Annotated in this window: 26 protein-coding genes and 1 pseudogene; 13 read left to right on the top strand and 14 right to left on the bottom strand. The window is 59.3% G+C overall.

Annotated elements, in window-relative coordinates; translation table 11 throughout:
- Nucleotides 1–121: 121 nt before the first annotated feature.
- A complete protein-coding gene (locus tag AEB_RS12335) occupies nt 122–772 on the top strand; it encodes a TetR/AcrR family transcriptional regulator (protein WP_119083425.1) in 651 nt (216 codons plus the stop codon).
- Between the two features lie 362 nt (nt 773–1,134).
- Here AEB_RS12335 and AEB_RS12330 read toward each other — a convergent pair.
- The 6 genes and pseudogenes from AEB_RS12330 to AEB_RS12305 form a co-directional block, all read right to left on the bottom strand.
- Nucleotides 1,135–1,284, bottom strand: a pseudogene (locus AEB_RS12330) (transposase); the annotation flags it as partial.
- 273 nt (nt 1,285–1,557) lie between these two features.
- Nucleotides 1,558–2,340 (bottom strand): (S)-acetoin forming diacetyl reductase, encoded by a 783-nt coding sequence (locus AEB_RS12325; RefSeq protein WP_119083424.1) that lies wholly within the window; start codon nt 2,338–2,340, stop codon nt 1,558–1,560.
- Nucleotides 2,341–2,392: 52 nt separating this feature from the next.
- On the bottom strand, nt 2,393–3,784 hold the full coding sequence (locus tag AEB_RS12320) for a carbohydrate porin (protein ID WP_119083423.1): 1,392 nt from the start codon (nt 3,782–3,784) through the stop codon (nt 2,393–2,395).
- Between the two features lie 152 nt (nt 3,785–3,936).
- Complete coding sequence (locus AEB_RS12315) at nt 3,937–5,586, bottom strand: flavin-containing monooxygenase (RefSeq protein ID WP_119083422.1); 1,650 nt, start codon at nt 5,584–5,586, stop codon at nt 3,937–3,939.
- 71 nt (nt 5,587–5,657) lie between these two features.
- The gene (locus AEB_RS12310; RefSeq protein WP_119083421.1) at nt 5,658–6,809 is read right to left on the bottom strand and encodes an acyl-CoA dehydrogenase family protein; all 1,152 of its coding nucleotides are present in this window, start codon (nt 6,807–6,809) and stop codon (nt 5,658–5,660) included.
- Nucleotides 6,810–6,865: 56 nt separating this feature from the next.
- A complete protein-coding gene (locus AEB_RS12305) occupies nt 6,866–7,741 on the bottom strand; it encodes an IclR family transcriptional regulator (RefSeq protein ID WP_197714422.1) in 876 nt (291 codons plus the stop codon).
- 229 nt (nt 7,742–7,970) lie between these two features.
- On the opposite strand from AEB_RS12305, the gene AEB_RS12300 reads away from it, so the two are divergent.
- From AEB_RS12300 to pcaF, 6 genes are read left to right on the top strand one after another with little or no spacing between them, the layout of a single operon-like run.
- Nucleotides 7,971–8,756: an enoyl-CoA hydratase gene (locus AEB_RS12300; RefSeq protein ID WP_119083420.1), complete on the top strand. Its 786-nt coding sequence runs from the start codon at nt 7,971–7,973 to the stop codon at nt 8,754–8,756.
- Nucleotide 8,757: 1 nt separating this feature from the next.
- Nucleotides 8,758–10,299: a 3-hydroxyacyl-CoA dehydrogenase gene (locus AEB_RS12295; RefSeq protein ID WP_119083419.1), complete on the top strand. Its 1,542-nt coding sequence runs from the start codon at nt 8,758–8,760 to the stop codon at nt 10,297–10,299.
- Entirely contained in the window at nt 10,296–11,567 is a 1,272-nt protein-coding gene (locus AEB_RS12290; RefSeq protein ID WP_197714420.1) for a CaiB/BaiF CoA transferase family protein, read from the top strand. Before AEB_RS12295 ends, AEB_RS12290 begins: the two co-directional genes overlap by 4 nt.
- Nucleotides 11,564–12,355, top strand: a complete 792-nt coding sequence (locus AEB_RS12285; protein ID WP_119083418.1) for an SDR family NAD(P)-dependent oxidoreductase — start codon at nt 11,564–11,566, stop codon at nt 12,353–12,355. The genes AEB_RS12290 and AEB_RS12285 overlap by 4 nt, the downstream gene beginning before the upstream one ends.
- A gap of 31 nt (nt 12,356–12,386) precedes the next feature.
- Nucleotides 12,387–13,826 carry an NAD-dependent succinate-semialdehyde dehydrogenase gene (locus tag AEB_RS12280; RefSeq protein WP_119083417.1) on the top strand — a complete coding sequence of 480 codons (1,440 nt, stop codon included), beginning with the start codon at nt 12,387–12,389 and terminating at the stop codon, nt 13,824–13,826.
- Nucleotides 13,827–13,880: 54 nt separating this feature from the next.
- Complete coding sequence (gene pcaF / locus AEB_RS12275; protein ID WP_119083416.1) at nt 13,881–15,089, top strand: 3-oxoadipyl-CoA thiolase; 1,209 nt, start codon at nt 13,881–13,883, stop codon at nt 15,087–15,089.
- Between the two features lie 192 nt (nt 15,090–15,281).
- Here the strand turns inward: pcaF and AEB_RS12270 are convergent, their stop codons facing one another.
- The 6 genes from AEB_RS12270 to AEB_RS12245 all read right to left on the bottom strand — a co-directional run bounded on the left by AEB_RS12270 (nt 15,282) and on the right by AEB_RS12245 (nt 19,041).
- Entirely contained in the window at nt 15,282–15,527 is a 246-nt protein-coding gene (locus AEB_RS12270; protein WP_019052496.1) for a hypothetical protein, read from the bottom strand.
- Between the two features lie 17 nt (nt 15,528–15,544).
- Nucleotides 15,545–17,209 carry an IS66 family transposase gene (tnpC, locus tag AEB_RS12265; RefSeq protein ID WP_172593081.1) on the bottom strand — a complete coding sequence of 555 codons (1,665 nt, stop codon included), beginning with the start codon at nt 17,207–17,209 and terminating at the stop codon, nt 15,545–15,547.
- 71 nt (nt 17,210–17,280) lie between these two features.
- Complete coding sequence (gene tnpB / locus AEB_RS12260) at nt 17,281–17,544, bottom strand: IS66 family insertion sequence element accessory protein TnpB (RefSeq protein ID WP_231958987.1); 264 nt, start codon at nt 17,542–17,544, stop codon at nt 17,281–17,283.
- Between the two features lie 74 nt (nt 17,545–17,618).
- Nucleotides 17,619–17,966 (bottom strand): IS66-like element accessory protein TnpA, encoded by a 348-nt coding sequence (gene tnpA, locus AEB_RS12255; RefSeq protein WP_062788688.1) that lies wholly within the window; start codon nt 17,964–17,966, stop codon nt 17,619–17,621.
- A gap of 47 nt (nt 17,967–18,013) precedes the next feature.
- Nucleotides 18,014–18,856: a hypothetical protein gene (locus AEB_RS12250; RefSeq protein WP_145985302.1), complete on the bottom strand. Its 843-nt coding sequence runs from the start codon at nt 18,854–18,856 to the stop codon at nt 18,014–18,016.
- Nucleotides 18,853–19,041: a hypothetical protein gene (locus AEB_RS12245; RefSeq protein ID WP_119083413.1), complete on the bottom strand. Its 189-nt coding sequence runs from the start codon at nt 19,039–19,041 to the stop codon at nt 18,853–18,855. The genes AEB_RS12250 and AEB_RS12245 overlap by 4 nt, the downstream gene beginning before the upstream one ends.
- Nucleotides 19,042–19,700: 659 nt before the next feature.
- On the opposite strand from AEB_RS12245, the gene AEB_RS12240 reads away from it, so the two are divergent.
- Nucleotides 19,701–21,014, top strand: coding sequence for a tyrosine-type recombinase/integrase (locus AEB_RS12240; protein WP_119083412.1), 1,314 nt, complete (start codon nt 19,701–19,703; stop codon nt 21,012–21,014).
- On the opposite strand, the gene AEB_RS12235 is transcribed toward AEB_RS12240, so the two are convergent.
- Nucleotides 20,995–21,258, bottom strand: coding sequence for a helix-turn-helix transcriptional regulator (locus tag AEB_RS12235; protein WP_119083411.1), 264 nt, complete (start codon nt 21,256–21,258; stop codon nt 20,995–20,997). The two genes, AEB_RS12240 and AEB_RS12235, sit on opposite strands and share 20 nt — an antisense overlap.
- A 181-nt stretch (nt 21,259–21,439) precedes the next feature.
- The gene (locus tag AEB_RS12230) at nt 21,440–22,363 is read right to left on the bottom strand and encodes a LysR family transcriptional regulator (protein ID WP_119083410.1); all 924 of its coding nucleotides are present in this window, start codon (nt 22,361–22,363) and stop codon (nt 21,440–21,442) included.
- A 106-nt stretch (nt 22,364–22,469) separates the two neighbouring features.
- On the opposite strand from AEB_RS12230, the gene AEB_RS12225 reads away from it, so the two are divergent.
- The 5 genes from AEB_RS12225 to benB are packed head-to-tail and all read left to right on the top strand — an operon-like array spanning nt 22,470 to nt 26,765.
- Nucleotides 22,470–23,618, top strand: coding sequence for a muconate/chloromuconate family cycloisomerase (locus AEB_RS12225; protein WP_119084614.1), 1,149 nt, complete (start codon nt 22,470–22,472; stop codon nt 23,616–23,618).
- A 15-nt stretch (nt 23,619–23,633) separates the two neighbouring features.
- The gene (gene catC / locus AEB_RS12220; RefSeq protein WP_119083409.1) at nt 23,634–23,924 is read left to right on the top strand and encodes a muconolactone Delta-isomerase; all 291 of its coding nucleotides are present in this window, start codon (nt 23,634–23,636) and stop codon (nt 23,922–23,924) included.
- A 36-nt stretch (nt 23,925–23,960) separates the two neighbouring features.
- Complete coding sequence (locus AEB_RS12215) at nt 23,961–24,851, top strand: dioxygenase family protein (protein WP_119083408.1); 891 nt, start codon at nt 23,961–23,963, stop codon at nt 24,849–24,851.
- Between the two features lie 28 nt (nt 24,852–24,879).
- The gene (locus tag AEB_RS12210; RefSeq protein ID WP_119083407.1) at nt 24,880–26,262 is read left to right on the top strand and encodes a Rieske 2Fe-2S domain-containing protein; all 1,383 of its coding nucleotides are present in this window, start codon (nt 24,880–24,882) and stop codon (nt 26,260–26,262) included.
- Nucleotides 26,259–26,765 (top strand): benzoate 1,2-dioxygenase small subunit, encoded by a 507-nt coding sequence (gene benB, locus AEB_RS12205; protein ID WP_119083406.1) that lies wholly within the window; start codon nt 26,259–26,261, stop codon nt 26,763–26,765. Before AEB_RS12210 ends, benB begins: the two co-directional genes overlap by 4 nt.
- Nucleotides 26,766–26,773 lie beyond the last annotated feature (8 nt).

Here is a 26,773-nt window from a genome sequence, read left to right as displayed (position 1 = left end):
CGGCCGCAGCGGTCGCGACCGTCCTTCACGCACGGCCGTGTCTATCGAGATCCTCCGGCGCCCGGGGAGGTTCAGCGTTGGATACTCCGGCCGGAGAGCTTGAAGTAGAGGCCATAACCATATGCTACCTGTTGAAATCGAAGACGACGGTGCGGTGCCGCGGCGTCGGCGTGGCCGTCCCAGGCAGTTCGATCCGGAGGCAGTCGTCTCAGCCGCTCGTAGGATATTCTGGATCAAGGGATATGAGGGCGCGTCCATAGAGGAGCTATCCGCCGCAATGGGGATCAGCCGCCCTAGCCTCTACGCTGCATTCGGCAGCAAGGAGGGGCTGTTCGACAAGGTGGTCGATGAGATCGCTGCCGAGAATTTTGCCTTCATGCGTCTCGCACTGGAGCAGATCTGCGCGCGCGACGTCGCTGCCCATATGCTTCGCGGTGCCATCGGAGTGCCGGATGGTATCGCTCGCGGCTGTCTGGAACTCATCGGCTGCGTTGCCGGCGGACCACAGGACATTTCCGTCCGCGCCAATGTTATCGATCGTAATGCCGCTGCGCGCAGGGCGCTGGCAGCACGGCTTGAAAAGGCGAAGCAGGAAGGGGACCTGCCGGCTGCGTGCGATGCCCAGTCAATTTCCAGCTGGCTCTTCGCGGTCATGCAGGGATTAATCGTGCAGGCGGCATGCAATGTCGATAGGGGTACGCTCTTACGGATCGTCGATCTGACCATGGCTACTTGGCCACCTCGCGATTGCGATCCCGGTGCCCCTTGCTGAGGAGGCCTGCCACATCCGTTTGCCGTGGCGGCGTCACCAGCCTCTGGTCGTCCACCTGGAAAGCGGAAGGTTGACTTGCCTGTCTGTCCACGTTCGGGCTCGACGGAAGCTTCATTCACCTTCTGCGCGGCATCGACACGGGATGTGGTCGAACGGGTAGTGGGGAACCGATCTTTTGACAGTATCATTTTGCGGACCAGATGTTCAGCCCGGCACGCACGCGCTTGGGGCAACATTCTCATGAACGCCCTCCGGAGATCGGTCTCGATGGGCGGCGCCGTCAAATACATATCCAATCAGCCCGATGCCACGAAGACGGAAGGGCGATCGGACCTGACCCTGTCGGATACCAAGGTTGGTGGCACCAGGTCAGACGGACGATAATGCGAAACCCATTTGTTCAGCGTCGACTTGCCGACCCCCAAATCCGACGCGACCCGTTCGCGCGGTAGCCCGCTGGTCAGCGCAATGCGTACAGCCTCCTGTTTGAACTCTTCACTATGCTTGATCATATCGTCGGTCTCCTTGAACGAGCCTCAAACTCTCAAGTGACCGGCACAAAACCGTTACAAGTCCAGATCGCCGGCCGTTACTACTCCGAACTGGGCTTCCTCAAACAAAGATTCAACGATCATTGAACTCTATGTCCGACTGCTTATCGACGCGCCGCCACGCAACAGGAGGAGACACCCGAGGGCCACCGGAGCTCACATCCGGCGCAGAATGCAAGGCGTTGGCCGCGCCGCAGTTATGTGCGGCACGGCCCGGATCAGCGATATTCCGGATTAGTTGAAAACCATACCGCCATCGATTATGACTGCCTGCCCCGTCATATAGTCAGAGTCAGGCCCCGCCAGGAACGATACGCAAGAAGCTACATCGCTTGGTTCCGAAACCCGCTTCAAGGTGATATTCTTGGCGAACTGTTCCATGCCCCATTCGAAGGTTTCGTTGTTGTTATCGGCCAGATCCTGAGCGACCTTCTGCATCATCGGGGTGTTGACGATGCCGGGGCAATAGGCGTTGACGGTGATGCCCAGGGGCGCCAGATCGCGCGCAGTGGTCTGCGTGATCCCGCGAACCGCAAATTTGGTCCCGCTGTAGACCGCGAGATCGGGATTGCCGACCTGACCCGCCTGCGAACAGGCGTTGATGATCTTGCCACCATGGCCGAGTGATTTGAACGCCTTGACCGCCGCCTGTGTACCCCAAAGCACGCCGCCAACATTGACGTCGAAACAGGCGCGGTAGATTTCGGGCGTAATATCCTCGATCGGCGTAATCGGCGCGACGCCCGCATTGTTGATCAGCACATCCAGGCCGCCAAGCTTGTCGATTGCCTCTTGGACGGCGGCGAACACCGAATCCCGATCGCGGACATTGACACTGACGGCGCAGGCCGTGCCGCCCGCTGCGTTCAGCTTTTCGGCCACGGCCGTTGCGGACGCCAGGTTGATGTCGGCGCAGGCGACGGCAAATCCATCCTGCGACAGGCGCAATGCGATCGCCTCGCCAATGCCCTGTCCTGCGCCTGTGATGAAGGCAACTTTCCCCGAAACCTTGGTCATGATCCTAATCCTTCTGCTTGGTTGAAAGAAACTGCGTGAAAGGCCGCCTTGGTCAGAACGACACCGATGTCTTGAGGCCCAGGGCGACGACATCGCGATTCTGCGAAATTCCGCCCGGATTGATGCCCCATTGAATGTTGGGTGTGATGCGCACGCCTGCTGTCGGGACGAAGCGATAATCCAATTCGGCGAGATATTCCGATTGCCTGATGCCGGGGAGCAAGCCGTCCTCGACGGCGATCCGGTCGGTAGTGCGCATGCGGCTGTTGATATGGGTGCGCGCGATGGCAAAGGCAATCTGGTCGTTTGGACGCCCGGCGAAAGTGCCGGTCTGGGTCATGCCCAAGGCGATCTGATTGTCGATCAGGCTGGTCTTGCGATCGAGTTGGGTGATGTTGAAAAACATCGATAGCCCTTGCTTGTCCAGCCCGCCGGGCGAAGCGGTAAGTTGTTGCGCCATTTCGAAATAGACGCCGTGGCGGCCACGATATGCTTTGCCCTCATTGCCCGAAATCGCGATGAGTTGGCCGTTGCTGTCGCGCACCAGATCGTTCGTTCGCGACGTTTCGACCCACCCGCCCAGCTTGTAATAGCCCGGCTTGTCGCCATCGAATGTCGGCGTCCACGCAGCCTCGAACGGCAGCAATATGCCAGTCGTACCGGAAAAGCCGAGGTTGAAGCCCTTGGTCGGATTTACATTGTCGGGATCGACCAGATAGCCGCCGATCTGCACATAGCCCTGCTTCCGGTCAGCGCCCAGATTGTAGCGGCCAACCGCGGCCCAATTGCTACCGGGCGCGGAAAACCAGTAGTTGATGCCGCTGTTGAAATTGCCCTGTGGCGACGCGCAGAATGACAAATTCTGGAAATCGCAGGAAAAAGCCGCAAATTCGGAGTTGGCGGGCATGCGGCCTATCTTCAGCCGGAAACGGTCGGCGTCGAAGGACTGTTGATACCAGGCCTCGACCAACCGGACGATCTCACCCCGCCCATAAGCCTCCTGCACCTGCTGGAGCATGACGAGGTCAGCGTTGACCGTCAGGCTGGGACCATGGCGGTAAAAGAGGGCGACCTTGGCAAGGCCGCCTTCCACCCCCGCAATCTTGTCCATGTCAGCCGTCATTCCTACGATGGCTTGGCCGATCACGGTCACGTCCCGGTGCGACCCGCCGCGCGGGTTCCAGGCCAGTTCATTGCCATAGGCGACCTGAAAATCGAGGCCATCCTCATATAGTTGCGACCGCAAGCCGCCCCAGTCCCCCAATATGCCTGTGGTCATCTGAGGGCCTACGGCCTTCCCATCTTCGGTTTCCGGTTGCGGCAAGGCCGTGCCGGGGAGTTGGGTGTCGGCGGGATCGCCCGACGATGGTGGGGTCTGCGCATATGTGCCGCCAGCCAAAGTGATGGCAGCCGTCATGCTCGCGAGAAACGCGATCGATTTCATGGTCACTCTCCTAAAGAGGCCACGCGGGGCGAGAGCATCATGGCTCAAGCGATCTTGCGACGATCGTCTTTCGTCCGGCGTGTTGATCCGGCGCGGGGGCGGATGATGCCTATCATGCGTGCAACATCTGCCCCATCCTGCCCGGCTTATGTCTATGCAGGCTGATTTTCGCTCGTTTTTTCGAGGATAAAGCCGCGAAATCCATCCTGCGTGACTTGTTTCAGCGCCTCGCGATAGGCCGCAAGGCCGCCCATGTAGAAATAGATGGTGTTCTTCTTCCCCGGAATGTTCGCGCCAAAGATCCAGGATTCAGCCTTGGGGAACAAGGTCTGGTTGGCGATATCCTCGCATGTCTGGACCCAGGCTTCTTCCGCCTGCGGCTGCGGCTCCAGTGTGGCGATGGCGTTATCTTCCATGTAACCGATCGTGTCGGCGATCCACTCCACTTCGGCCTCGATCGATGGGGGCAGGTTGGTGAAGGGACCGTTGGGGCCAAGGACCATGAACATGTTGGGGAAATTCGCGGTCGCCACGGCCATGTAGCTGGTTGGGCCGGCCTTCCAGTGATCCTGAATCAGCATGCCGTTGCGACCGCGCAATTCCATGCGCTTGTAATTACCATCGACCGCATCGAACCCGGTCGCAAAGACCAGCATGTCGAGTTCATGTTCGACACCATCGGACGTGACCACGCCGGTTGACGTGATCCTTTCGATCGGTGTTTCTTCCGATCCCACATGGACCAGGGTCACATTGTCGCGATTGAATATCTCATAATAGCCGCTGTCGCACAGGGGGCGCTTGGCGTGGAGATCCTTGGGTTTCAGCTTGCGGGCGGTTTCGGGATCCTTGACGATCTCGTCGATTTTGCCGCGGATATAATCCTGCGCCGCCTTGTTTGCCGCTTCGTTCGTGGCAATGTCGTTGAACGTCTCGAACATGAAGCGGAAGCCGCCGCCCTTCTTCCAGGCCCGGTCGAAGATCGCCTTTCGCTCCTCGTCCGAAACGCTGAACGTCCCGATGTCGCTTTCCTCGAAGCCGAACGCCAGGGCCGAACCGCGCACCTGATCCCAGATCGCATCGAAATCACGATGGATGTCGGCCAGTTCTTCCTTGCTGATCGGGCCATTGCCGATCGGCACCGAATATTGCGGCGACCGCTGGAACACGGTCAGGTGCCTGACCTGGGGCGCCACCGCAGTGATGAATTGCACGCCGGTCGATCCCGTGCCGATCACGCCGACCCGCTTGCCTTCGAAGCTGGTTTCCGGTTGCCAGCGCGACGTGTGATAGACTTCACCTTCAAAGCTTGCGAGGCCTGGAATGTCGGGAATGTTGGTGGCGGCCAGCAATCCCAGGGCGGTAATAAAATATTTTGCGAGATAGGTTTCGCCGGCGTCCGTCGTCACGACCCATTTGCGCCGGGCATCATCGAACACGGCCGATGTGATGCCGGTTTCGAGCCGGATGTCCTTCATCAGGTCATGGCGTTCGACCACGCTTTGAAGATAGGAGAGGACTTCGGCCTGCGGCACATATTTGGTCTTGAATTCCCATTCCTGATACAATGCCTTGTCCCAGGAATAACAATAGACGTGCGATTCCGAATCCGACAACGCACCGGGATAGCGGTTCCAGTACCAGGTTCCGCCAACGCCACCGGCCTTGTCGAACGCCAGGACATGCAAACCATGTTCGTCGCGCAATTTTTTAAGCGCGTAGATGCCGCCAAATCCGGCGCCTACGACCACCGCATCCAGTTCGATTTCGGACGTAGCTGTGGCGTTGGGAGAAGTAGCCATTTCGATCCTCCAGTTATTTTAATCTTCGAATGTCTTTGCCGCCGTGCGCGGCATCCGGGTGGGGCGCCGCGTCAGCCGGCCTCCGCCATCATATTCTTGGCGATGATGATCTGCTGGATCTGCGTCGTTCCTTCGTAGATGCGGAACAGGCGCACATCGCGATAGAAGCGTTCGATCGCATATTCGCTGACATACCCGGCACCGCCATGGATCTGGACGCAACGATCGGCGACCCGGCCGCACATTTCGGTGGAAAACATCTTGGCGCAGGATGCCTCGGTGCTGATCGGCTGGCCAGCATCGCGCCGCTGCGCCGCGTCCAGAACCATGCATCGCGCGGCGTAAATTTCGGCCTTGCTGTCCGCCAGCATCGCCTGGATCAACTGATGTTCAGCGATGGGCCTTCCAAACTGGCGGCGGTCCATCGCATAGCGCAACGTGTCAGCCAGCATGCGTTCGGCAGCGCCCACGGCCAGGGCAGCGATATGCAGGCGACCCTTGTCGAGGACTTTCATCGCAGTCTTGAAACCGACGCCTTCGACGCCGCCGATCAACTGTGACCGGGGGACGCGCACATCTTCGAAAACGACGTCGCAGGTATGCGCACCCTTTTGGCCCATTTTATGGTCGGGCTTGCCGAGTGAAAGGCCGGGAGTGCCTCGCTCGACGATGAAGGCGCTGATACCGCTTGCTCGTTTGTTGGCGGGGTCCGTCCGGGCCATTACGCTGAAAATCCCGGCATGGGGGGCGTTGGTTATGTACCGCTTGGTCCCGTTGAGGATATAATGGTCACCGTCCAGAACCGCGCTGGTCTTGAGCGATGCAGCGTCCGATCCGGCATCGGGTTCCGTCAGGCAAAAGGCGCTAAGATATTCGCCGCTGGCCAGCCGTGGCAGATATTGCTCCTTCTGCGCCTGGGTGCCGTCGATCAGGATGCCGAGCGACCCGATGCCGTTGTTGGTCCCGATATAGGAGCGGAAGGCGGGGGAGGCGCGACCCAGCTCGAATACGATGCGGACTTCCTCCTCCATCGTCACGCCCAGGCCGCCGAATTCCTCAGGAATCGTCAGGCCGAACAGGCCCAGTTCCCGCATGGCCGCAATGACGGTCTCTGGGATCTCGTCCGTCTCGGCGACTTCATTTTCATGCGGGATCAGAACTTCGTCCACAAATCGACCGACCGTGGTGACGAGGAAGTCCAGCGTATCCTGATCTCTTATCATCTTCTCTCCTGGCGCCGCCTATGGGAGACGCTCTTAAAACTCGGGTGGGACGGGCCTTACCGTCCCACGGATTGTATCTGCGCCACCATCAGCTTGAGCCGGGGGCCGATGTCCTCTTCCAGCTTCTCTCTGGGCAGCTGAAAGCTGGGGCCACCGCAATTGAAGGCCAAAACGCCATGTTCCGGATGGATCAGGGGAACCGCCACGGAATTTACATCACGCGTCCATTCGCCGATGGACAGGCAATAGCCATAATCTTCATAGTCGCGGAACGCGCGATCGAGGCCACGACGGATTTCACGCCAATCGGTGTCGTGACGCTCACGAATATGGTTGAGCAGGAACTCACGTTCCTTCTCCGGCATCGCGGCCAGGCATGCGCGCCCCATCGAACTAAGATGCAGCGGCAGATAGGATCCGACTTGGCGACGCATGGTCATGTTCGCCTGACCGTGAACCACATCCAGATAGACCATCTGCAACCGGTCCCGTGCCGCCATCGCCACAGTGGTCTGGGCATGTTTCGCCAGATCCTCCATGAAAGGATGCGCCACCGCCCTGATCGAAAGGTTCGACAGCATTTGGTAGCCAAAGGCGAGTACGCCGACATCCAGATGATATTTGCCTGACGACGGTTGCCGCTTGAGGCAGCCCAATTGGGCGAGAGTATAGGTGAGACGCGAAACCGTCGCCTTGGCCAGGCCCGTCTTGGCAGCCAGATCCTGGTTACCCAGCAGGCTTTGAGAAGGCGTGAAGCAACGGAGCAATTCCACCCCCCGCGCTAAGGCTGTAACAAAGTTTCGATCTTTTTCGCCGTCATTTTCATTCTCCTCTTCCATGCCGCCAACGCTGTTCGTGCCTGATTCGTCGAGCGCGTTTCCCAGCTTTTTCGGGTCATTCAACTGCGCCGTTGCCAGCTTTGTGGTGTTCATCGTAACCCTCCGATTTATTTTGTCAATAATGCGGTACTATGTTCCGCTGTGCGGAACTATGATTTCGCTCGCGGATTGTGAAAAATGCGGAATCCTACCTAATATACTGATAATAAACGATATTACCTTCGCAAGTGCCGAAACTTTACAATCTCGCTGCAACGCCTATATTCATTCTGGTGATGAAATATAGTTCCGCTGTGCGGAATTTGCAAGATGGTAGAGGATCATGACAATCACGGCGAAACCCGAAATCCATCTTGAAATACGCGATGACGGCGTAGCAGTGATACGCATTGATCGGCCCGAGGCAAAGAATGCGTTGAACCTCAAGATCAGACGCGAACTGGCGGACATCTTCCACAGACTGTCTGGCATATCCGATGTCCGGGCCATCGTCCTGACGGGCGGGCCGGACATATTCGTGGCGGGTGCCGATATCGGCGAAATGGCCAACGCCACCCCGGTGGAAATGATCCAGCGCAAGGTCGAGCAGCTTTGGGGGGCAATCGCGTCCTGTCCCGTAGCCATCGTCGCGGCGGTCAACGGATTTGCCCTTGGCGGTGGATGCGAGTTGGCGATGCATTGCGACATCATCGTTGCGGGGCGCTCGGCCCGTTTCGCGCAGCCGGAGGTCAAAGTAGGCGTGATGCCCGGCGCAGGCGGGACGCAGCGCCTGATCCGCGCCGTCGGCAAGTTTCAGGCCATGCGCATGGCGCTGACCGGCTGCATGGTCGGCGCGGAGGAGGGCTTGCGGATCGGCCTCGTAAGCGAGGTGGTAGATGATGCGCAGACGATCGATCGCGCCATGGAGATCGCAGTCGACATCGCCTGCATGCCGCCGATGGCGGTGCGACAGATCAAGGAAGTGATGCTGGCTGGCGCCGATCTCCCCCTGGAAAGCGCATTGATGCTCGAGCGCAAGGCGTTTCAGCTCCTCTTCGACACGAAAGACCAGAAAGAGGGTGCGGCCGCCTTCATGGAAAAGCGCAGGCCGCAATTTACGGGGTTTTGAAATGAACAGTCGGATAGATACGGTCGGCATCGTGGGTACAGGCGTCATGGGCGCAGGTATTGCCCAAATCGCCGCAGCAGCGGGCATCAAGGTGCGGTTGTTCGATGCACGCGAAGGCGCGGCTGCTGCTGCATGCGAAGGGTTGCGTGCGACTTTCGACAAGCTCGTGGCCAAGGGCAAGATGGAACCCGATGCGGCGCAGACCGCGATGGCGCGTCTTTCACCAGAACCTGATATTGCCGCGCTTAAGGATTGCGGCCTCGTCATCGAAGCGATCGTCGAAAGGCTGGATGCAAAGCAGCAGTTGATCGCGCAGCTTGAAGACGTGGTTTCTGCTGACGCCATATTGGCGACCAACACGTCGTCGCTGTCCGTCACTGCAATCGCCGTCGAGTGTCGCCATCCCGAACGCGTGGCGGGCTTCCACTTCTTCAACCCGGTCCCGTTGATGCGCGTCGTGGAAATCATACCCGGTTTCGCCACCAGCGAAGGTACGACGCAAGCACTGTCGGACCTGGCCAAAAAGCTGGGTCATCGCGGCGTCGTGGTAAAGGACACGCCGGGGTTCATCATCAACCACGCTGGCCGTGCCTATGGCACCGAAGCGTTGCGTATCGTCGAGGAAGGAGTGGCATCCTTCGCTCAGGTCGATGCGATCCTGCGCGATGCGGTAGGCTTCCGCATGGGGCCGTTCGAGCTGTTCGACCTCACCGGCCTCGATGTCTCGCATCCCGCGACTCGTGCGATCTTCGAGCAATTTTACAGCGATCCCCGCTACAAGCCCTCCTACATCGCGGAACAACGGGTTGTCGCACGGGAATTAGGGCGCAAGACCGGCCGTGGATTTTACAATTACGGTGCCGCCGCCGCGTATTCTACCTCTACTCAGGTGACACCCGGTATTGAGGCCGCCGACTTACCAGCCGTCTGGATTGCGCCCAGTGCGGATTTTGATACTGCCGATCTGGCGGCGTTGGTCCGCGCCTGTGGAGGGGCGGTGGATCATGACGATTCCCCGCAAAGCGGTTCGCTCATCCTCATGGCACCGCTTGGCGAAGATGCCACATCGGCGGCACTGCGGCTAGGATACGATCCGACCCGTACCGTCGGGATCGATCTTTTTACAGGGGTGGGGACGCATCGAACTTTGATGGGGACGCCAGCGCTTGACGCGCGCTTCGCGGACGCTGCGCGGACGGTATTGACGCGCGATGGCGGCACGGTCACGTTCATCGGCGACAGCACTGGCTTCGTTGCCCAGCGTGTACTGGCCATGGTGGTGAACCTGGCCTGCGAGATTGCGCAGCAACGCATCGCCAGCCCACGGGACATCGATGACGCTGTGCGGATCGGCCTTGGCTATCCGAAGGGGCCGCTCAGTTGGGGCGACAGCCTGGGGGCCGACAAGATATTGACAATATTGACGCGCATCCATGCCCTGTCAGGCGACCCTCGCTATCGGGCCGGCCCCTGGCTGCGCCGTCGTGCCACGCTGGGGCTTTCGTTGCTTAACGACGAACAGCCCGGTCGGGTGAAGGAATGAACGTGGGTGCATTAGACGGCATACGCGTGCTGGACCTGAGTCGGGTTCTGGCAGGTCCATGGTGTGGCCAGATCCTGGCCGATCTGGGTGCGGAGGTCATCAAGGTCGAACGGCCCGGCAATGGCGATGATACCCGATCCTGGGGGCCACCCTGGATGAAGGACGATGCAGGCGACGCAACGACCGAGGCGGCCTATTATCTGGCCGCCAATCGCGGCAAAATGTCCGTCGCGATCGACATTTCCACGCCGGAAGGTCAGGATCTGGTGCACGAATTGGCGCGGAAATCCGATGTTCTCATTGAAAATTACAAGGTCGGATCGCTAGACCGTTACGGCCTCGATTATCAAAGTCTCGCCGCGATCAATCCCAGGCTCGTTTATTGTTCCATCACCGGCTTTGGACAGGATGGACCGCGCGCGGCAGAGCCCGGCTATGATTTCATCATCCAGGGTTTGGCCGGGCTGATGAGCATCACCGGCGAACGGGACGACCGACCGGGCGGCGGGCCGCAAAAGGTTGGCGTTGCGGTGGCGGACCTGATGACCGGGCTCTATGCGACCATCGCGATCCAGGCGGCGTTGATCGCGCGGCAGACGACCGGGCGCGGCCAGCATTGCGACATGGCGTTGCTGGACGTGCAGGTCGCGACGCTCGCCAACCAGACGATGAACTATCTTTCGTCGGGCAAGGTGCCGGGGCGGTATGGCAACGCCCACGCGAACATCGTGCCTTATCAGGTGTTTCGTGCCAGTGATCGCGACTTCATCATCGCCTGCGGCAACGATCAGCAATTTGTGGCATTATGTCGCGCGATCGGGCTGCCGGACCTGTCGGCTGACCCGCGCTTCATCACCAATGCGGATCGCATCGCGCATCGTGAGCAGTTGGACGGCCTGTTGAGCGAACATCTCGCCAGTGCGACCGCTGACGAATGGGTCGCCCGCATCCATGCGGCGCGTGTGCCGGTAGGAGCGATCAACTCTATCGCGCAGGCGCTCGAAGAACCCCAGGTGATCGCCCGCAGCATGAAGGTCCAGGTACCGCATCCGCAAAATGCGGCCTTCGAAATGGTGGCCAGCCCGCTCAAGCTATCGGACACCCCCGTCCAATATCGCGCGCCGCCGCCGATGCTGGGCCAACATAGCCATATGGTGCTGCGTGACCTGCTCGGCCTCGACGATGATCGGATCACTGCTCTCCGCGCCAACGGAACGGTAACGCAACACCCAGATTTCCAACAAGAAAATGAGGATATCCTGACATGACCAACAGCCAGTTCAGCCTTGATGGCAAAATCGCCCTGATCGTCGGGGGCGGCCGTGGCATTGGCGCAGGCATCGCCATGAGCCTGGCGAAAGCGGGCGCCGATGTATTGGTCGCCGATTTCGACGCCGACCTTGCTGGCGGCACCGCTGCCGAGATAGAGAAGCTGGGTCGGCGCAGCGCGGCCATCACGGTCGATGTGCGCGATCCCGCCAGTGTGCAGGCCATGATCGCGACCGTAGAACGTGACTTTGGCAAACTGGATATCGCGGTCAACAATGCCGGTATCGTCAGCCTGGGGTCGGTGGCCGAATTGACGGTTCAGCAGTGGGACGACCTGATGACGATCAATCTGCGCGGCGTATTCCTGTGCTGCCAGGCCGAACTGGCGCTGATGCGCAAGGGCGGTTCCGGGCGTATCATCAATACTTCGTCCATCGCGGGCAAGATCGGTTTTCCAGACCTTGCCCATTACACCGCATCCAAATTCGGCGTCATCGGCTTTACCAATGCCTTTGCCAAGGAAGTCGCGCGCGAAGGGATTACCGTAAACGCCTTATGTCCCGGTATCGTGGGGACCGGCATGTGGCGCGGCGACACGGGCCTGTCGGGCCGCTGGGCGCAAGAGGGCGAAAGCGAAGAACAGTCGTGGGAACGGCACCAGTCGGCGCTGTTGCCACAGGGCGAAGCGCAGACGCCGGAGGATATGGGGCAACTTGCCGTATTCCTGGCCAGCGCGCCACATGTCACTGGGCAGGCCATGGCCGTAGACGGCGGCTTTTCGCTTTGAGCGGACGCCAAGTGCCTTTGGAGGATTTTGAATGACATATCCCGACACCCAATTGTTCATCGACAACGTCTGGCAGGATGCCGCCGACGGCCGCACCCTGGCTGTCGAAAATCCGGCCACTGGCAAGGAGATCGGCAGGGTCGCCTATGCCAGCCGCGCAGACCTCGACCGGGCGTTGGATGCAGCAGATCGTGGCTTTGTGATATGGCGTGACTTCACGCCAGCCGCGCGCAGCGTCATCATGCGCAAGGCCGCAGCGCTGATGCGCGAGCGAGCCGACGACATTGCGATGATGATGACATTGGAACAGGGCAAACCCCTGACCGAAGCGCGCGGCGAAGCGCTCGCATCAGCGGACATCATTGAATGGTTCGCCGAAGAGGGGTTCCGCGTCTACGGTCGTCTCGTCCCGCACCGCAGCAATCTTTCGATACGGCAGATGGTGGTGAAGGATCCCGTCGGACCGGTCGCCGCTTTCACGCCCTGGAATTTCCCGATCAATCAGGTCGTGCGAAAGATTGCGGCAGGTCTGGCCACCGGCTGCTCCATGATCGTCAAGGCGCCGGAAGAAACCCCGGCCAGTCCCGCCGCGCTGATCCGCGCGTTTCAGGATGCTGGACTGCCCGATGGCGTGCTGGGGCTGGTGTTCGGCGATCCCGCAGAAATTTCGGAATATCTGATCGCCAGCCCGATCATCCGCAAGATCACCTTCACCGGCTCGACGCCTGTCGGCAAGCTTCTGGCTGGTCTGGCCGGTCAGCATATGAAGCGCGTCTCGATGGAACTGGGCGGCCATGCCCCTGTCATCGTGTGTGACGATGCCGACGTCGAGCTGGCCGCCAGGAGCATCGGCAGTGCGAAATTCCGCAATGCCGGGCAGGTCTGTATTTCACCCACACGGTTTCTGGTGCAAAATGGTGTGAAGCCTCAGTTTGAAAAGGCTCTGGTCAGCGTTGCGCAGGAAATAAAGGTGGGAGACGGCACCGCTGAAGGAATTCAGATGGGTCCGCTTGCCAATGCGCGCCGCCTTTCCGCTATGGCCGAGTTTCAAGACGATGCGATCATGCGCGGCGCCCATCTGCTTGCGGGTGGAAGCCGAATAGGTGAAACCGGTAACTTCTGGGAGCCAACAATTCTCTCAGACGTCCCGTTGGATGCGCGACTGTTCAACGACGAACCTTTCGGTCCGGTTGCCGGCGTTCGCGGTTTCGAGACCTTGGGCGAGGCGATCGTTGAAGCCAATCGCCTTTCATTCGGGCTTGCAGGGTATGCTTTCACCCGGTCGCTCGCGAATGCAGACCTTCTGGCTCGTCGGGTGGAGGTTGGCATGTTGTGGATCAACACCCCGGCCGCGACATCGGCTGAGTTGCCGTTCGGTGGTTTGAAGGATTCCGGCTACGGTACGGAAGGTGGTTCCGAAGCGCTTGATGCTTACCTCAATGTGCGATCCGTCGTGATCGCCAATGTCTGACGTCAGCTTGATCATGATGTCCCTTAATTCCAAAATTATCGCGCAAGGAAAGTCATGACAGAAGCATTCATCTGCGATGCTGTTCGCACGCCCATCGGGCGCTACGGAGGCATTCTTGCCAATGTGCGGGCTGACGATCTGGGAGCATTGCCGATAAAGGCCTTGCTGGCGCGGAACAGCGGCCTGGATCCTTCGGCTATCGAAGAAGTATATTACGGTTGTGCCAACCAGTCGGGCGAAGATAATCGCAATGTTGCGCGCATGAGCCTGTTGCTCGCGGGCCTTCCGCACACCGTCCCAGGCGTGACGCTCAATCGCCTTTGCGCGTCGGGGCTTGAAGCGGTGGGCTCGGCGGCTCGCGCGATCCGTTCTGGCGAGATGGAGCTTGCGCTTGCAGGTGGTGTTGAAAGCATGACTCGAGCGCCTTTTGTCATGGGTAAGTCGGATGCGGCTTTTGGCCGCTCGCAGAAGGTCGAGGATACGACAATGGGCTGGCGTTTCGTCAACCCGGCGCTTGAGGGCCTGTATGGCACCGAGACCATGCCGCAAACAGGCGAAAATGTGGCTAAGCAATATGGAATCAGTCGCGCCGACCAGGATGCTTTTGCCCTAAGAAGCCAGCAGCGGGCGGCAGCAGCTCAGGCGAGCGGATTTCTGGGTGAGGAAATTGTGGCCGTGACCGTGCCAGGGCGCAAGAAGGGCGAAACTCTCCAAGTCGCCGTTGACGAACATCCGCGCGCGGGCACGACAGCAGAGGTACTGGAGAAGCTGAAGCCACTTTTCGGGCCTGACGGCACGGTCACGGCCGGCAATGCTTCGGGTATCAATGATGGCGCAGCAGCAATGATTGTTGCGAGCGAAGCAGCGGTGAAGGTACATGGACTGACCCCACGCGCCCGCATCCTAGGTATGGCGTCTGCTGGCGTGGAGCCGCGCATCATGGGGATAGGGCCGCTTCCTGCATCGACCAAGCTGATGGCGCAGCTTGGACTGAGCATCGACGATTTTGATGCAATCGAGCTGAACGAGGCCTTTGCCAGCCAAGGGCTTGCCGTGATGCGTGGACTCGGGCTTCCGGACGATGCAACACATGTTAATGCAAATGGGGGGGCGATCGCGCTTGGCCATCCGCTCGGGATGTCAGGCGCGCGCCTTGCTATGACCCTTGTCCATCAGTTGGAGGCAACTGGCGGGAAGAAGGGGTTGGCAACTTTATGCATCGGTGTGGGTATGGGGCTGGCGCTGGCGATTGAAAGGATTTGATCGTGCAGAAGGTCCATGCCGAACATTAGAGGGACAAACATGCTCAGCCATATGCGGCGCGTTGTGTCGAACCAATCAGGATCACATGACGTCGTCGCAGGCTGATTGTCTTGAGATTGTACGCTCTTAAGAGCGCCGTACGCATCCGGTGAGGACCGCGGCTACTGACGGTTTGCTGGGGGATTTGGCATCTTACTTGCCGAGGAAGGCCTCGACGCCTTCTTGAGCGAGCACATCGCGGAATGCAGCATCGGCATCGCGGTCGGTGGGGAATAGATTGTCCCAGACCGTCGAGGTGCCGTGCTCGTTGACGACCTCGAGGGACCAACCACGTTCGGTGGCGAGCCGCACGATGTTGATGGTCAGCCGTACGCCCGCCTGTTCGATGGACCGGCAGAGAGAGGATTCAATCAGTTCGGGTTGCGGGTCAAATTCCATGCCGTGATGCTATGAGATCACGGCTCCAGCTTCAACGCTGTTGGTTTCCAATTCCATGGGAGCAGATCGCCAAGCCGATTAGCCGGATGACCGGCGATGCGGGCAAGGACGTCGGCGAGCCAAGCCTGGGGATCGAGGTCGTTGAGGCGACAGCTTTGAATGAGTGAAAACATGATGGCGGCGCGCTGACCGCCGCGATCGGAGCCGCAAAATAGCCATGCTTTCCGCCCGAGTGGCACACAGCGTAGCGCCCGTTCCGCTGCGTTGTTCGTGAGGCATACCCTGCCATCGACGAGGAAGCGGGTGAAGGAGTCCCAGCGCCGGAGCATATAGTTGATAGCCTTGGCGAGATCATGGTTACGCGACAGCTTGGCGAGTTGGGCGTTCAACCAGTCGTGCAGTTCGGCGATCAGTGGCGCGCTCAACTCCTGACGGGCGGCAAGCCGCTCCGCTGGTGTCTTGCCGTTGATACCGCGCTCAACGTCGAACAGGGCGTCCAGCTTCTGCACCGCCTCCAGCGCAATCGGATAGATCGGGCCAGTCCGCTCGCCGCGGCTCTTCTTGCGCGCAGCGCCCTCGACGTCAGCAAGTTCGAAGAACTTCCTGCGCGCGTGAGCAAAGCATCCTGCCTCCAGGATGAGACCAGGCTGGCGGTTGGGAGCGTACAGCTCGAAATAGCCCGCATAGGCATCAGCCTGCAGAATCCCGGACCAGGACGCGAGGTGCGCCTGGGGATGTTCCCCGCGCCGGTCGCGCGAATAATAGAAAACCACCGCCGGCGGATCGGCGCCGCCGAACGGGCGGTCATCCCGGACATAATCCCATAATCTACCGGTATCGGTCTTGCCCTTGGCCATGACCGGCACGGTGGTATCGTCGCCATGCACGCGCTCGGCGGCAAAGACATGGGCCTCGATCAGCCGAAAGATGGGCATCAAGGCGAAGGACGCCGCACCAACCTGATCGGCAAGCGTGGAGACGCTCAGCGGCACGCCTTCGCGAGCGAAGCGCTCCGCCTGGCGGTTGAGCGGCTGGTGCTGCCCATACTTCTCGAACAGCAGCATGGCGAGGAAGCTTGGCCCTGCCCAGCCACGCGGCACGACATGGAATGGCGCGGGCGGCTGCGTGATCTTCTCGCAGTCACGGCAGGAGAACTTCTCGCGTACGGTCTGGATGACCTTCCAGGCACGCGGGATTACCTCCAGCGTCTCGGTTACATCCTCGCCCAGCTTCGACAGGCGCATGCCGCCACAGGCCGGACAGGAACAGGGCGCCGGAACGACGACGCGGTCGCGGGGCAAATGGTCGGGGAACGGTTTTCTAACCGGCCTGTTGCGCTCAAAAGCGGTGACGTTCGTCGCCTTTGTCGCGGCGGTCTCGGCGGCCAGATCATCTTCGGCGGCGTCGGCCTCCAAATCTTCGAGCTCAAACTCCATCTGCGCAAGAAGCCGGCGGGTGCGTTCGGCGCTGGGGCCGTACTGCTCGCGCCTGAGCTTGGCGATCTGCAACTTGTAGTGCGAGATCAACGCCTCGGTGGCGCTCTCCCGGGCACGGGCATTGGCCAGTTCGGCTTCAGCGCTCGTGGCCCGCTGTTCGGCTTCATCGGCGCGCTGCGCACTGCGCCGTACCAACGCCTTGAGCGCTTCGATATCGTCAGGCAGGGGCGAAATGGCGGCGTCCACAACTTGGATGGAATCATAGAAAACCTCCCGGATGAAGCGGAAAATGCAGCCTCCGCCGAGAAAATCTGCGCCTATCCTGCGCTCTGTGGGCGCCAGCTATATTGCGGGTTCCGCCAGTCCACTCCGTCGAGCAGACAGGCCAGCTGTGAGCTCGTCAGCGACACCATGCCGTCCTTCGCGGCGGGCCAAATAAACTTCCCTCGTTCCAATCGCTTCGAATATAACGACATCCCGAGGCCGTCGTGCCAGATTATCTTCACAAGCGCCCCGCTGCGCCCGCGAAAGACCCAAAGATCGCCGGCAAATGGGTCTCGCGAGAAGCTTTGCTGCACCATTGCTGCCAAGCTCTGCATGCCGCGCCGCATATCTGTGTGGCCCATCGCAATCCACACCCGCGCGCCAGCTGGGATCATCGCAGGGCCTTGAGCGCTGCCGACACCAAGGCAGCTGGTGCCGACGCAGATATGCTCACGCGCCCTTTGCCACCAAGATCCACGATGATCACCGGCATTGCGGCCTGGTGCGCATTCTGCTGTTCGCCATCGTCAACCACCGCCTCGGCGAACTCCGTCAGAGCGGGCGGCTGCCGCAGCTTGTTGCGCCACGTGTAAATGCGCGCCGTGGAAATATCGTGCCGCCGCGCCACAGCCAAAACGCTGGCCCCAGGCGCAAAGGCTTCTGCCAAAATCTGGAGCCGTTCCTCGTCGCTCCAGCGCCGCCGCCGTTCCGGCCCGGTCATCACCGTGATCTGCCGCATCCACTGCTCCTAAGCGTGCTCTCGAGAGCGTTCTTAAGAGCAGGCCCCTACCTCACGACAAGGCGCGTCTCGCCGGATGGATACGATTCGCTGTCCGCTCGCCGCAGTGCAGTCAACACGCGGCCGAGGAATGTGCGCTTGCCTTCCAGCTGCGCAATCATGCCTGCAAGGCTCTTTTCCCGCCAGCGTGCATCGAGCCGCTCATCGCCGATGAAATGACGCAATATGTTGATGGGATCATAGCGGAGCACCCGGTGTGCTTTGCGTCCATTGATATCTGATCGAAGATATTCGAACAGTGCTCGCAGGATGTCGATCGCCTCGCGTTCCTCCCCTTCAGCGAGGCTCTGTGTGATATACTCCCGAAGCACAATAGGTGCCGCTGCAAGCTGGCGGCGCGAAGTGCCGTCATTGCGTCCAAGATCGATTACGTTTGCCACACGGCTTTGAAGGCAATGGAGGGGGTGCATGAGCCGGATGGCCAGTTCCGCCTCTTCACCTTCATGATCGTAGGGCAGGATGAGATCTACGACGCCCGCCTCAAGGCCGCGTTGGACGCCTTTGACGTGGGAAAGGAAGTCGATATAGATATCGATGCCCTGTACAGTCGCATGCACGATGGCCGTCTGGAACGTGGTATCGTCGGGTGATGGGGCGTCTATGCTCCCGCCAAGCCCTGCGGCCAGCTTTTCAGCCACGACTCGCTGTCCGAAATAATCGATATCCTTCGACGTGTAGGGTCTGAATTCCAGAAGTTCGGCCGCATGTTCCGAATAATATTCCGCCCAGAGGTTTAGTGCCTGACCGCCCACGACGAATGCGCGGTCATCATCGCCGAGGATTTTTGCTATGTCGAGTACCGCCCGAGGCGGGAGATGACCGTTCGTCAAATAGCGACGGAACCACGCCGACCTATCCGGGCGCGGCGGATCGGCAGGCCATCGAAGAATCCGTTTTGATGCGCAAGTTGATCCATCGAAACTGCGCCGCTGCGCAGGTCGCGATCATCCTGGTCGCGCGAACGCTGCTTTTCGCGCTGCCGCTCCAGAACATCATAATGGCCTACCTGCATCATGCTTCCTCAGATACGTGCGTAACAGTTTCCGGTCAATGAACGTACAGGTAACGACAAACTATACCGTTGAAATAACGAGTGAAAAATTCGCCTCGCTGTCTTCAGCGGACAGCGAGCGCGCGTAGCATATTTTCCGATAAAAATCAAGATACGGCAAGGGTATAAGTGCGGTCAAGCAAAACGCACATCGAACTGATTCCGAAATGCAAACGTCTCCTTGCACTGATACAACAGCTGCGCGATGCTCTGCCGAGAACCAAGAATATGGCTAGCAGCCACAAAGCTCGACCAACCAATCTCGCAACCTAGCTGAACGCAACGCGCCATGAATGGGAGGAGGAAAAGAAAATTGAAATAAGCATCTGTTAAATAAGGAGAAAATCAGTTTTTGCGGGACTATCCTTGGCTGCGGGCATAATTGCGGGCATAGATGTAAGACGCGCAGAAAAAATATCTTTATTTCAATAAGTTAACCACCAATTTTAGGCGCTGCCGGCCCACCACCCCTTCAGCGCATGCGCTACATGTGATATCAGGAAGTCCTTGTTTTCAAGGACTTCCTGACCACTCTTCTTCTCATGTCTTCTCATGCAGCATCATAGCTTCTCGCGAATCAGGGGGTATTTGGCGGGGTATCGAGATCCGAAAACGGGGTATCGATGACTCTCACTCACGCAGCGATCAGCGCGGCCCACCCGCGCAACAAACCCTATAAACTTGCCGATCGGCAGGGCCTCTATCTGCTGGTTGCCAGCAGCGGGACGAAATCCTGGCGCTACAAATATGATTTTGGCGGAAAGGAGAGGCTGCTCACGCTGGGGCGTTTCCCCGATATGGGCTTGGCAGATGCCCGGGCCCTTCACGAGGATGCCCGCAGGCTCATTCGCGCCGGCAAAGATCCCGTGGTCGAAGCCAAGCGCGAGAAGCAGACGCGGATTTCCGCGACAGAGGCGACCTTCAAGAAGATGGCAGAGATCTGGCTCGAGGAGCAATCGCCCCTCTGGTCGCCTGCCAACGCCAAGCGGATCAAAAACCGGCTGGAGAACGACATCTATCCCTGCTTTGGCTCTGTGCCGATCGCCAGCGTCGATGGATCAATGGTCCTCCACGCATTGCGCAAGATTGAGAATCGGGGATCGATCGAGACCGCCAAGCGCGTCCGCGGCTACATTCGCTCCATCATCAATCGCGCCAAGGGCGAAAAGCTCGTCGGACGTGAAGCAATCCACGAAATAGACGACATTCGCGAGGCCCTCAAGCCAACACCGCGCGGTCGCCGCATGCCAGCACTGACGAGCCTTTCGACGTTGCTGGATCTCCAGCTGACCGTCGACCGATCGACCGGCGGGCTGTTCGTCAAACTCGCTTCCCGACTACTCGCGCTGACCCAGGTTCGGATCGGTGTGCTGCGCGCCGCGACCTGGGACGAGTTCGATGGGATCGACTGGGCGCACCCGGACGCGCCCTGTGAACGACCGGTCTGGCGCATCTCGTCCGAGCGGATGAAACTTGAGGTAGAGGACAAGGGCAATGAGGCATTTGGTCATGACGTACCCCTGTCGACACAGGCCGTGGACACGCTTCGGGCGCTGCGGATCATCACCGGCAAATGCAGATATCTCTTTCCACACGCCAAATCTTGGCGCGAGCCAATGACGGACTCCGCGCTGAGCTCGCTCTACAAGCGCATGGGTGGGGGCAGGTTCAAGGGCCGGATGGTTCCTCACGGATGGCGAACGGCCTTTTCCACGCTCATGAACGAGCGCGCCGCAGAGCTTGAGCGGGACGGGGATCGAATGATCATCGACATGATCCTCGCGCATGTGCCGGAAGGCATGTCGGCATCGGAATGGGCATATAATCGCGCACGCTATTTCAAACCGCGTGCGGCACTCCTCCAGGTTTGGGCCGATATGATCTCTCGAAGCCTTCCCGCGCCGTTAATGCTGGTGGTCAGGGACGACGGTAGTTGAGCGGATCAGCGACGAAGTCCTCGATGTCGCTTTCGTACCAGCCGACACATCCCAGACCGATTTGCGTTCGCTTGGGAAAAGAGCCTTTGCTCTCTCGTCGATAGATAGTGGCTATCGAGAGGCCTGTCCGCGCCTTCACCGTCTTGATACGTAAAAGGGAATCTCTCCGGCGATCCTTGTCCTTCAGGATAGGAACGGCCACGGAGCCCGGTTCTTCCGGCAACCCGGCTGAGGAATCATTCATGCAAGCAGCCTTCAACACAAGAAGGTCTGTTCGCCGCCTCTAACATGGGGGGGCGGGCTTCTGATGCAAGAGGACTCTCGCCATGCCGTACGATCTCGCTCCCGTCGCTCCTGCTGGACTCATCCGCGGAGAGTGCTGTTGGAGTACGATCGGCCGATGAATAAGTGCGGATAGCAGGCAGCTATACGAGATGGCCAAGCGCTTCGGGCACTTGATAGCCCCATAGGGCATAGTGCATCGAGATCACATGGGCCATCGTCAGCAACTCCGGCGATCTATCCCCGATCCTGTGGCTCATGATGATGGGCGAGACACCATGTTCTTGGATCTCGCGATACACCACGTCGTCGACGCGAGACTTCTTCACCGACTCCGGAACGACGGACAATCCCTCTTCCGCCGCAACCAAGCCAATCGCAATCTGCAACTCACGTGCTTCATGGGCCACCTTCGGACGAATACCATGGTCCGCGAACAAGCCCAGCACTTGATCGGCGTAGCTAGGGCGTGGTTCGCGAGGATAGAGGATGAGTGGCTCAGATTGAATATCATGCAGCGAGAGGGCGCCCGCCTCGTCCGCCAAGCGATGGCCCGCAGGCAGCGCGACGACGAGATTCTCTTCTCGAAGAACAGTCCTCTGCACAGACTCATCACCAAACCGCACCCGCCCGAAGCCGACATCAATTCGGCCATCCTTCAAGGCGGCGATCTGGTCCAGGCTCACCATCTCTACAAGAGACAGTTCGACATCCGGCGCTGCTGCCCTAAAGCCGCGAATAAGTTGCGGTAAGCGCGCGTAGATTGTCGAAGCTACGAATCCCATAGTGAAATGCCGCTTCTCCGTCGCGGCGGCGAGCTGCATCATGGCGCGCAGGCCGTCCATCCGGCTGAGGATCTGCGAAGCTTGATCGAGCAGCAGACGTCCTGTGGCGGTCAGTTTGAGAGGACGGCTTGATCGGTCCAGCAATTCGGTGCCGACTTCCCCCTCCAGGATCTGAATAGCCCTGCTCAACGGCGGCTGCGCGATATGAAGTCGTTCGGCGGCACGATTGAAATTCCGCTCTTCAGCGACCGCAACGAAATATCGGAGCTGGCGCAGGTCCATAAGATACCCCCAAGGTATGAAGGCCAGACCCTAATTGTCTTTGCGACCGCTGACAACAATCCATATCACCGAAAATGGAGAGCCGGTTGAAAGGATGATTTGGGCGATGATCGCCGTAAAAGGTATCGAAACGTGCATCGTCGATCTTCCGACCATCCGACCGCATATTCTGGCGATGGCAACTATGCATCACCAGTCTATCGTCCTCGTCAGAATCCATACTTCGGATGGTCTTGAAGGAATTGGCGAAGGCACTACTATAGGGGGTGCCAGCTATTGTGACGAAAGCCCTGAAAGCATAAAGGTCGTCATCGATACTTACATCAAGCCGCTATTACTAGAGACCGGCTTGACCGGTGTCGGTGCCACCATGGCGATGATCGGTAGGCTCGTTTCGGGCAATCACATCGCCAAATGCGCGGTCGAAACCGCCCTTCTCGACCTTGAGGGAAAGCGTCTCGGTGTCCCGGTGTCGGCATTGTTAGGCGGCGGACGCGTCCGCGACAGCTTTCCAGTCGCATGGACATTGGCGAGCGGCGATACCGCGCGCGATATCGAAGAAGCCGAGGAGATGCTGGAGGCGCGCCGCCACGCGATCTTCAAGCTTAAGATCGGCAAGCGCTCGGTTCGCGAGGATGTCGCTCATGTCGCGGCGATCAAACAAGCCCTCGGTGATCGCGCCAGCGTCCGCGTCGATGTCAATCAAGGCTGGACGGAAATTCAGGCCGATACCGGAATGGGCCTGCTCAGTGAGGCCGGCGCCGATCTCGTCGAGCAGCCTGTCGGGCGCTACGCCACTGCCGCGATGACGCGGCTTTCCGCCCGTCACTCCATTCCTATCATGGCCGATGAAAGCCTTCATGGCCCTGAATCCGCGTACACGGTCGCGTCCAAAGATGCTGCCAAGATATTCGCAGTGAAGATTGCCCAGTCGGGTGGCCTCCTGCCGGCGCAGCGTGTCGGCGCGATCGCCGACGCCGCCGGGATCGGTCTTTACGGTGGTACGATGCTCGAGGCCTCGGTTGGCACGGCGGCCTCGGCGCATCTATTCGCCACATTCCCTCGCTTGGACTGGGGCTCGGAATTGTTCGGTCCCTTGCTTCTCACTGAGGAACTGCTCGAACAACCGCTCCTCTACCGCGATTTCGAACTGCACGTCCCACAGGGGCCAGGCCTCGGGATTAACCTCGACGAGGAGAAGGTCTCCCATTTCCGGCGCGATCGCACTGCTCCCGTGCTCCACGCGGTCGGATAGGAAAGGGGACAGAACATGCTCTTCATGGTGGAAATGGACGTGAACATCCCGCTTGGTTTCGATCGGGACGAGGCGGATCGACTCAAGGCCGCCGAGAAGGCGCGCTTCCAGGAGTTTCAGAAGGTAGGCACTTGGCGTCATATCTGGCGCACGGTAGGTCAATACGCGAATGTGAGCATCTTCGATGTCGCGAGCAACGCCGAGTTGCATGACTTGCTCATCACCCTTCCCCTGTACCCCTTCATGACGATGAAAATCACGGCGCTCTGTCGCCATCCGTCCTCGCTGCATGAGGACGACCGTTAACTGCGCCGTGCGCTATAATTGCGAGGAGAGAATTGGATGGATGCGAGCTTTGTAAAGACCTCCGAGGTCCAGACCCTCCTGGATCGGGCGACCGGCCAGGATCAGGAAGGCGGAAATCCCCGGCTCAAAACTATCTTGCGCGACATACTCGAGGCGACCGCCGAGATCATCGTGCGCCACGATATCAGCGAGAGCGAGTTCTGGGGCGCGGTCAATTTCCTCTCGCAAGGCGCGTCCGAGTTCGGGCTGATAGTTCCAGGTGTTGGCCTAGAGCACTTCATCGACCTGTTTCTCGACGCTAAGGACAAAGAAAAGGGCCTTACGGGCGGCACGCCCCGTACGATCGAGGGTCCGCTCTATGTTGCTGGAGCGCCGCTTGTTGAAGGTGAGGCGAACCTCACGAAGGACGCTGACGACACTGAAACGCTGCGTATGAACGGCCAGGTGCGCGGACCTGATGGTGAGCCGGTCAAGGATGCGATCCTGCATGTGTGGCACGCCAATTCGCAAGGCTGGTACTCCCACTTCGACCCGACTCGCGAGCAGACTCCTTTCAACAATCGCGCGCGGATCAAACTGGACGGGGATGGCCGCTACGCCTTCCAGTCCAAGATGCCGCAAGGCTATTCCGTACCGCCCGATGGCCCGGCCGACAGGCTGCTGAAGGCACTTGGTCGTCACGGTAATCGCCCGGCGCATGTCCATTTTTTCATCGAAGCGCCTGGCTACAGGAAGCTGACCACTCAGATCAATTTCGGGGATGATCCGTTCGCAGCCGACGACTTTGCGTTCGCCACGCGCGAGGGGCTTCTCCCTGTGCCCAACCGTCAGGGCGAGATCGCTTATATCGCGTTTGATTTCGAGCTTCAGCGTGCGGCCGGGCAGGGAGAGGAAGGTTTCTCCGCCCGCACCCGCGCCGCGGCATGACGAGCCCGCTAGGATAGGAGACAGTTGCATGTCGAACATTATGCGTGAGCGGCTCGAAACCGCAGTGATCGAGGACAAGGAGCGCGGTATCTTTCGCTGTCGCCGTGACATCTTCACGGATGAGGATCTGTTTGAACTTGAGATGAAGCACATCTTCGAAGGCAATTGGGTGTTCCTCGCCCATGAGAGCCAGATTCCTGAGTCCAATGACTATTTCACGACGTTTATCGGCCGCCAGCCAATCGTCATCACGCGGGACAAAGGCGGTGAACTGCACGGCCTGGTCAATGCCTGCGCACACCGCGGGGCAACTCTGTGCCGCCGCAAGCATGGCAACAAGGGCAGTTTCACCTGTCCGTTCCATGGTTGGACCTTTAGCAATAACGGCAAGCTCCTCAAGGTGAAGGATGGCAAGACCGGCGACTACCCGGCGAGCTTCAACACCGATGGTTCGCACGATCTGACACGACTCGCTCAGTTTGCGAACTATCGCGGCTTCCTCTTCGGGAGCCTGAATCACGATGTTCAACCTATCGAAGAATATTTGGGGTCGACCCGCGTCATCATTGACCAGATAGTTGACCAGGCACCTAAGGGACTTGAAGTTCTACGTGGTAGTTCATCCTATGTCTTTGAGGGCAACTGGAAGCTCCAGATGGAAAATGGGGCTGATGGTTATCACGTCAGCTCCGTCCACTGGAATTATTCCGCCACCATGGGACGGCGCAACTATGAGGCAGCCGGCACCCGGACAGTCGATGCCAATGGTTGGTCCAAGAGCCAGGGCGGCGTTTACGCCTTTGATAATGGTCACATCCTCTTGTGGACCAAAACCCTCAACCCGGAGGTTCGCCCCATTTACGCCCACCGTGGGGAACTGGAAAAGCGTCTAGGCAGCGAGCGCGCTGAGTTCATCGTATCGCAGACGCGAAACCTGGGCCTCTATCCTAATGTCTATTTGATGGACCAGTTCTCCACCCAGATCCGAGTGGTGCGTCCCATAAGCGTCAATAAGACCGAGGTCACTATCTACTGTTTCGCACCCAAGGGAGAAAGTTCGGACGAACGTGCTCTTCGCATCCGGCAATATGAAGACTTCTTCAACGTGAGCGGCATGGGCACCCCCGACGATCTGGAGGAGTTTCGGGCCTGTCAGTCGGCTTATGAAGGAGCCGGTAATCTTTGGAACGATCTAAGCCGGGGGGCTGTCCACTGGGTGGAGGGGGCCGACGACAATGCTCTAGCCATGGGGCTGAAGCCGACCCTCAGCGGTCAGCGGAGCGAGGACGAGGGCCTTTTCGTACGGCAACATGAATATTGGGCGAAAACCCTGATCAAAGCGCTGGCCGGTGACGGCGGCGATGGCGACCGCGGCGGCAAAGTCTCGCCCCTGTTGGGAGTGGCGGCATGACCGCGCTACTCGAGCACAACCTGACGCGCGACGACATCACGAGTTTCCTCTATCGGGAGGCTCGCCTTCTTGATGATCGCGAGTGGGATGAGTGGCTGACCTGCTATTCACCGCACGTCGAATTCTGGATGCCAGCATGGGATGATGATGACAGACTGGTGGAGGATCCCCAGCAGCACATCTCCCTCGTATATTACCCCGACAGGGATGGTCTGGAGGACCGAATATTCCGCATCAAGACCGAGCGATCGGGCGCGAGCACTCCCGAGCCGCGGACAAGCCACAATATCTCAAATATTGAGATAATTGCGGAGCGTGTCGGCGAGATAGACCTACGGTTCAATTGGCACACGCTGAGCCATCGTTACAAAGTAACCGAAAGCTTCTTCGGTACATCATACTACACGCTCGAAACAGGTGATGCTGCGCCGCTCATCCGGCGGAAGAAGATCATCCTGAAGAACGACTATATCCGGCAGGTTATCGACATCTACCACATCTAAAGCACAGC

The sequence above is a fragment of the Altererythrobacter sp. B11 genome (assembly GCF_003569745.1).
Classification (GTDB): Bacteria; Pseudomonadota; Alphaproteobacteria; order Sphingomonadales; family Sphingomonadaceae; genus Croceibacterium_C.
The sequence above is the reverse complement of the archived record's forward strand: the minus strand, read 5'-3'. Positions and strand labels throughout refer to the sequence as shown.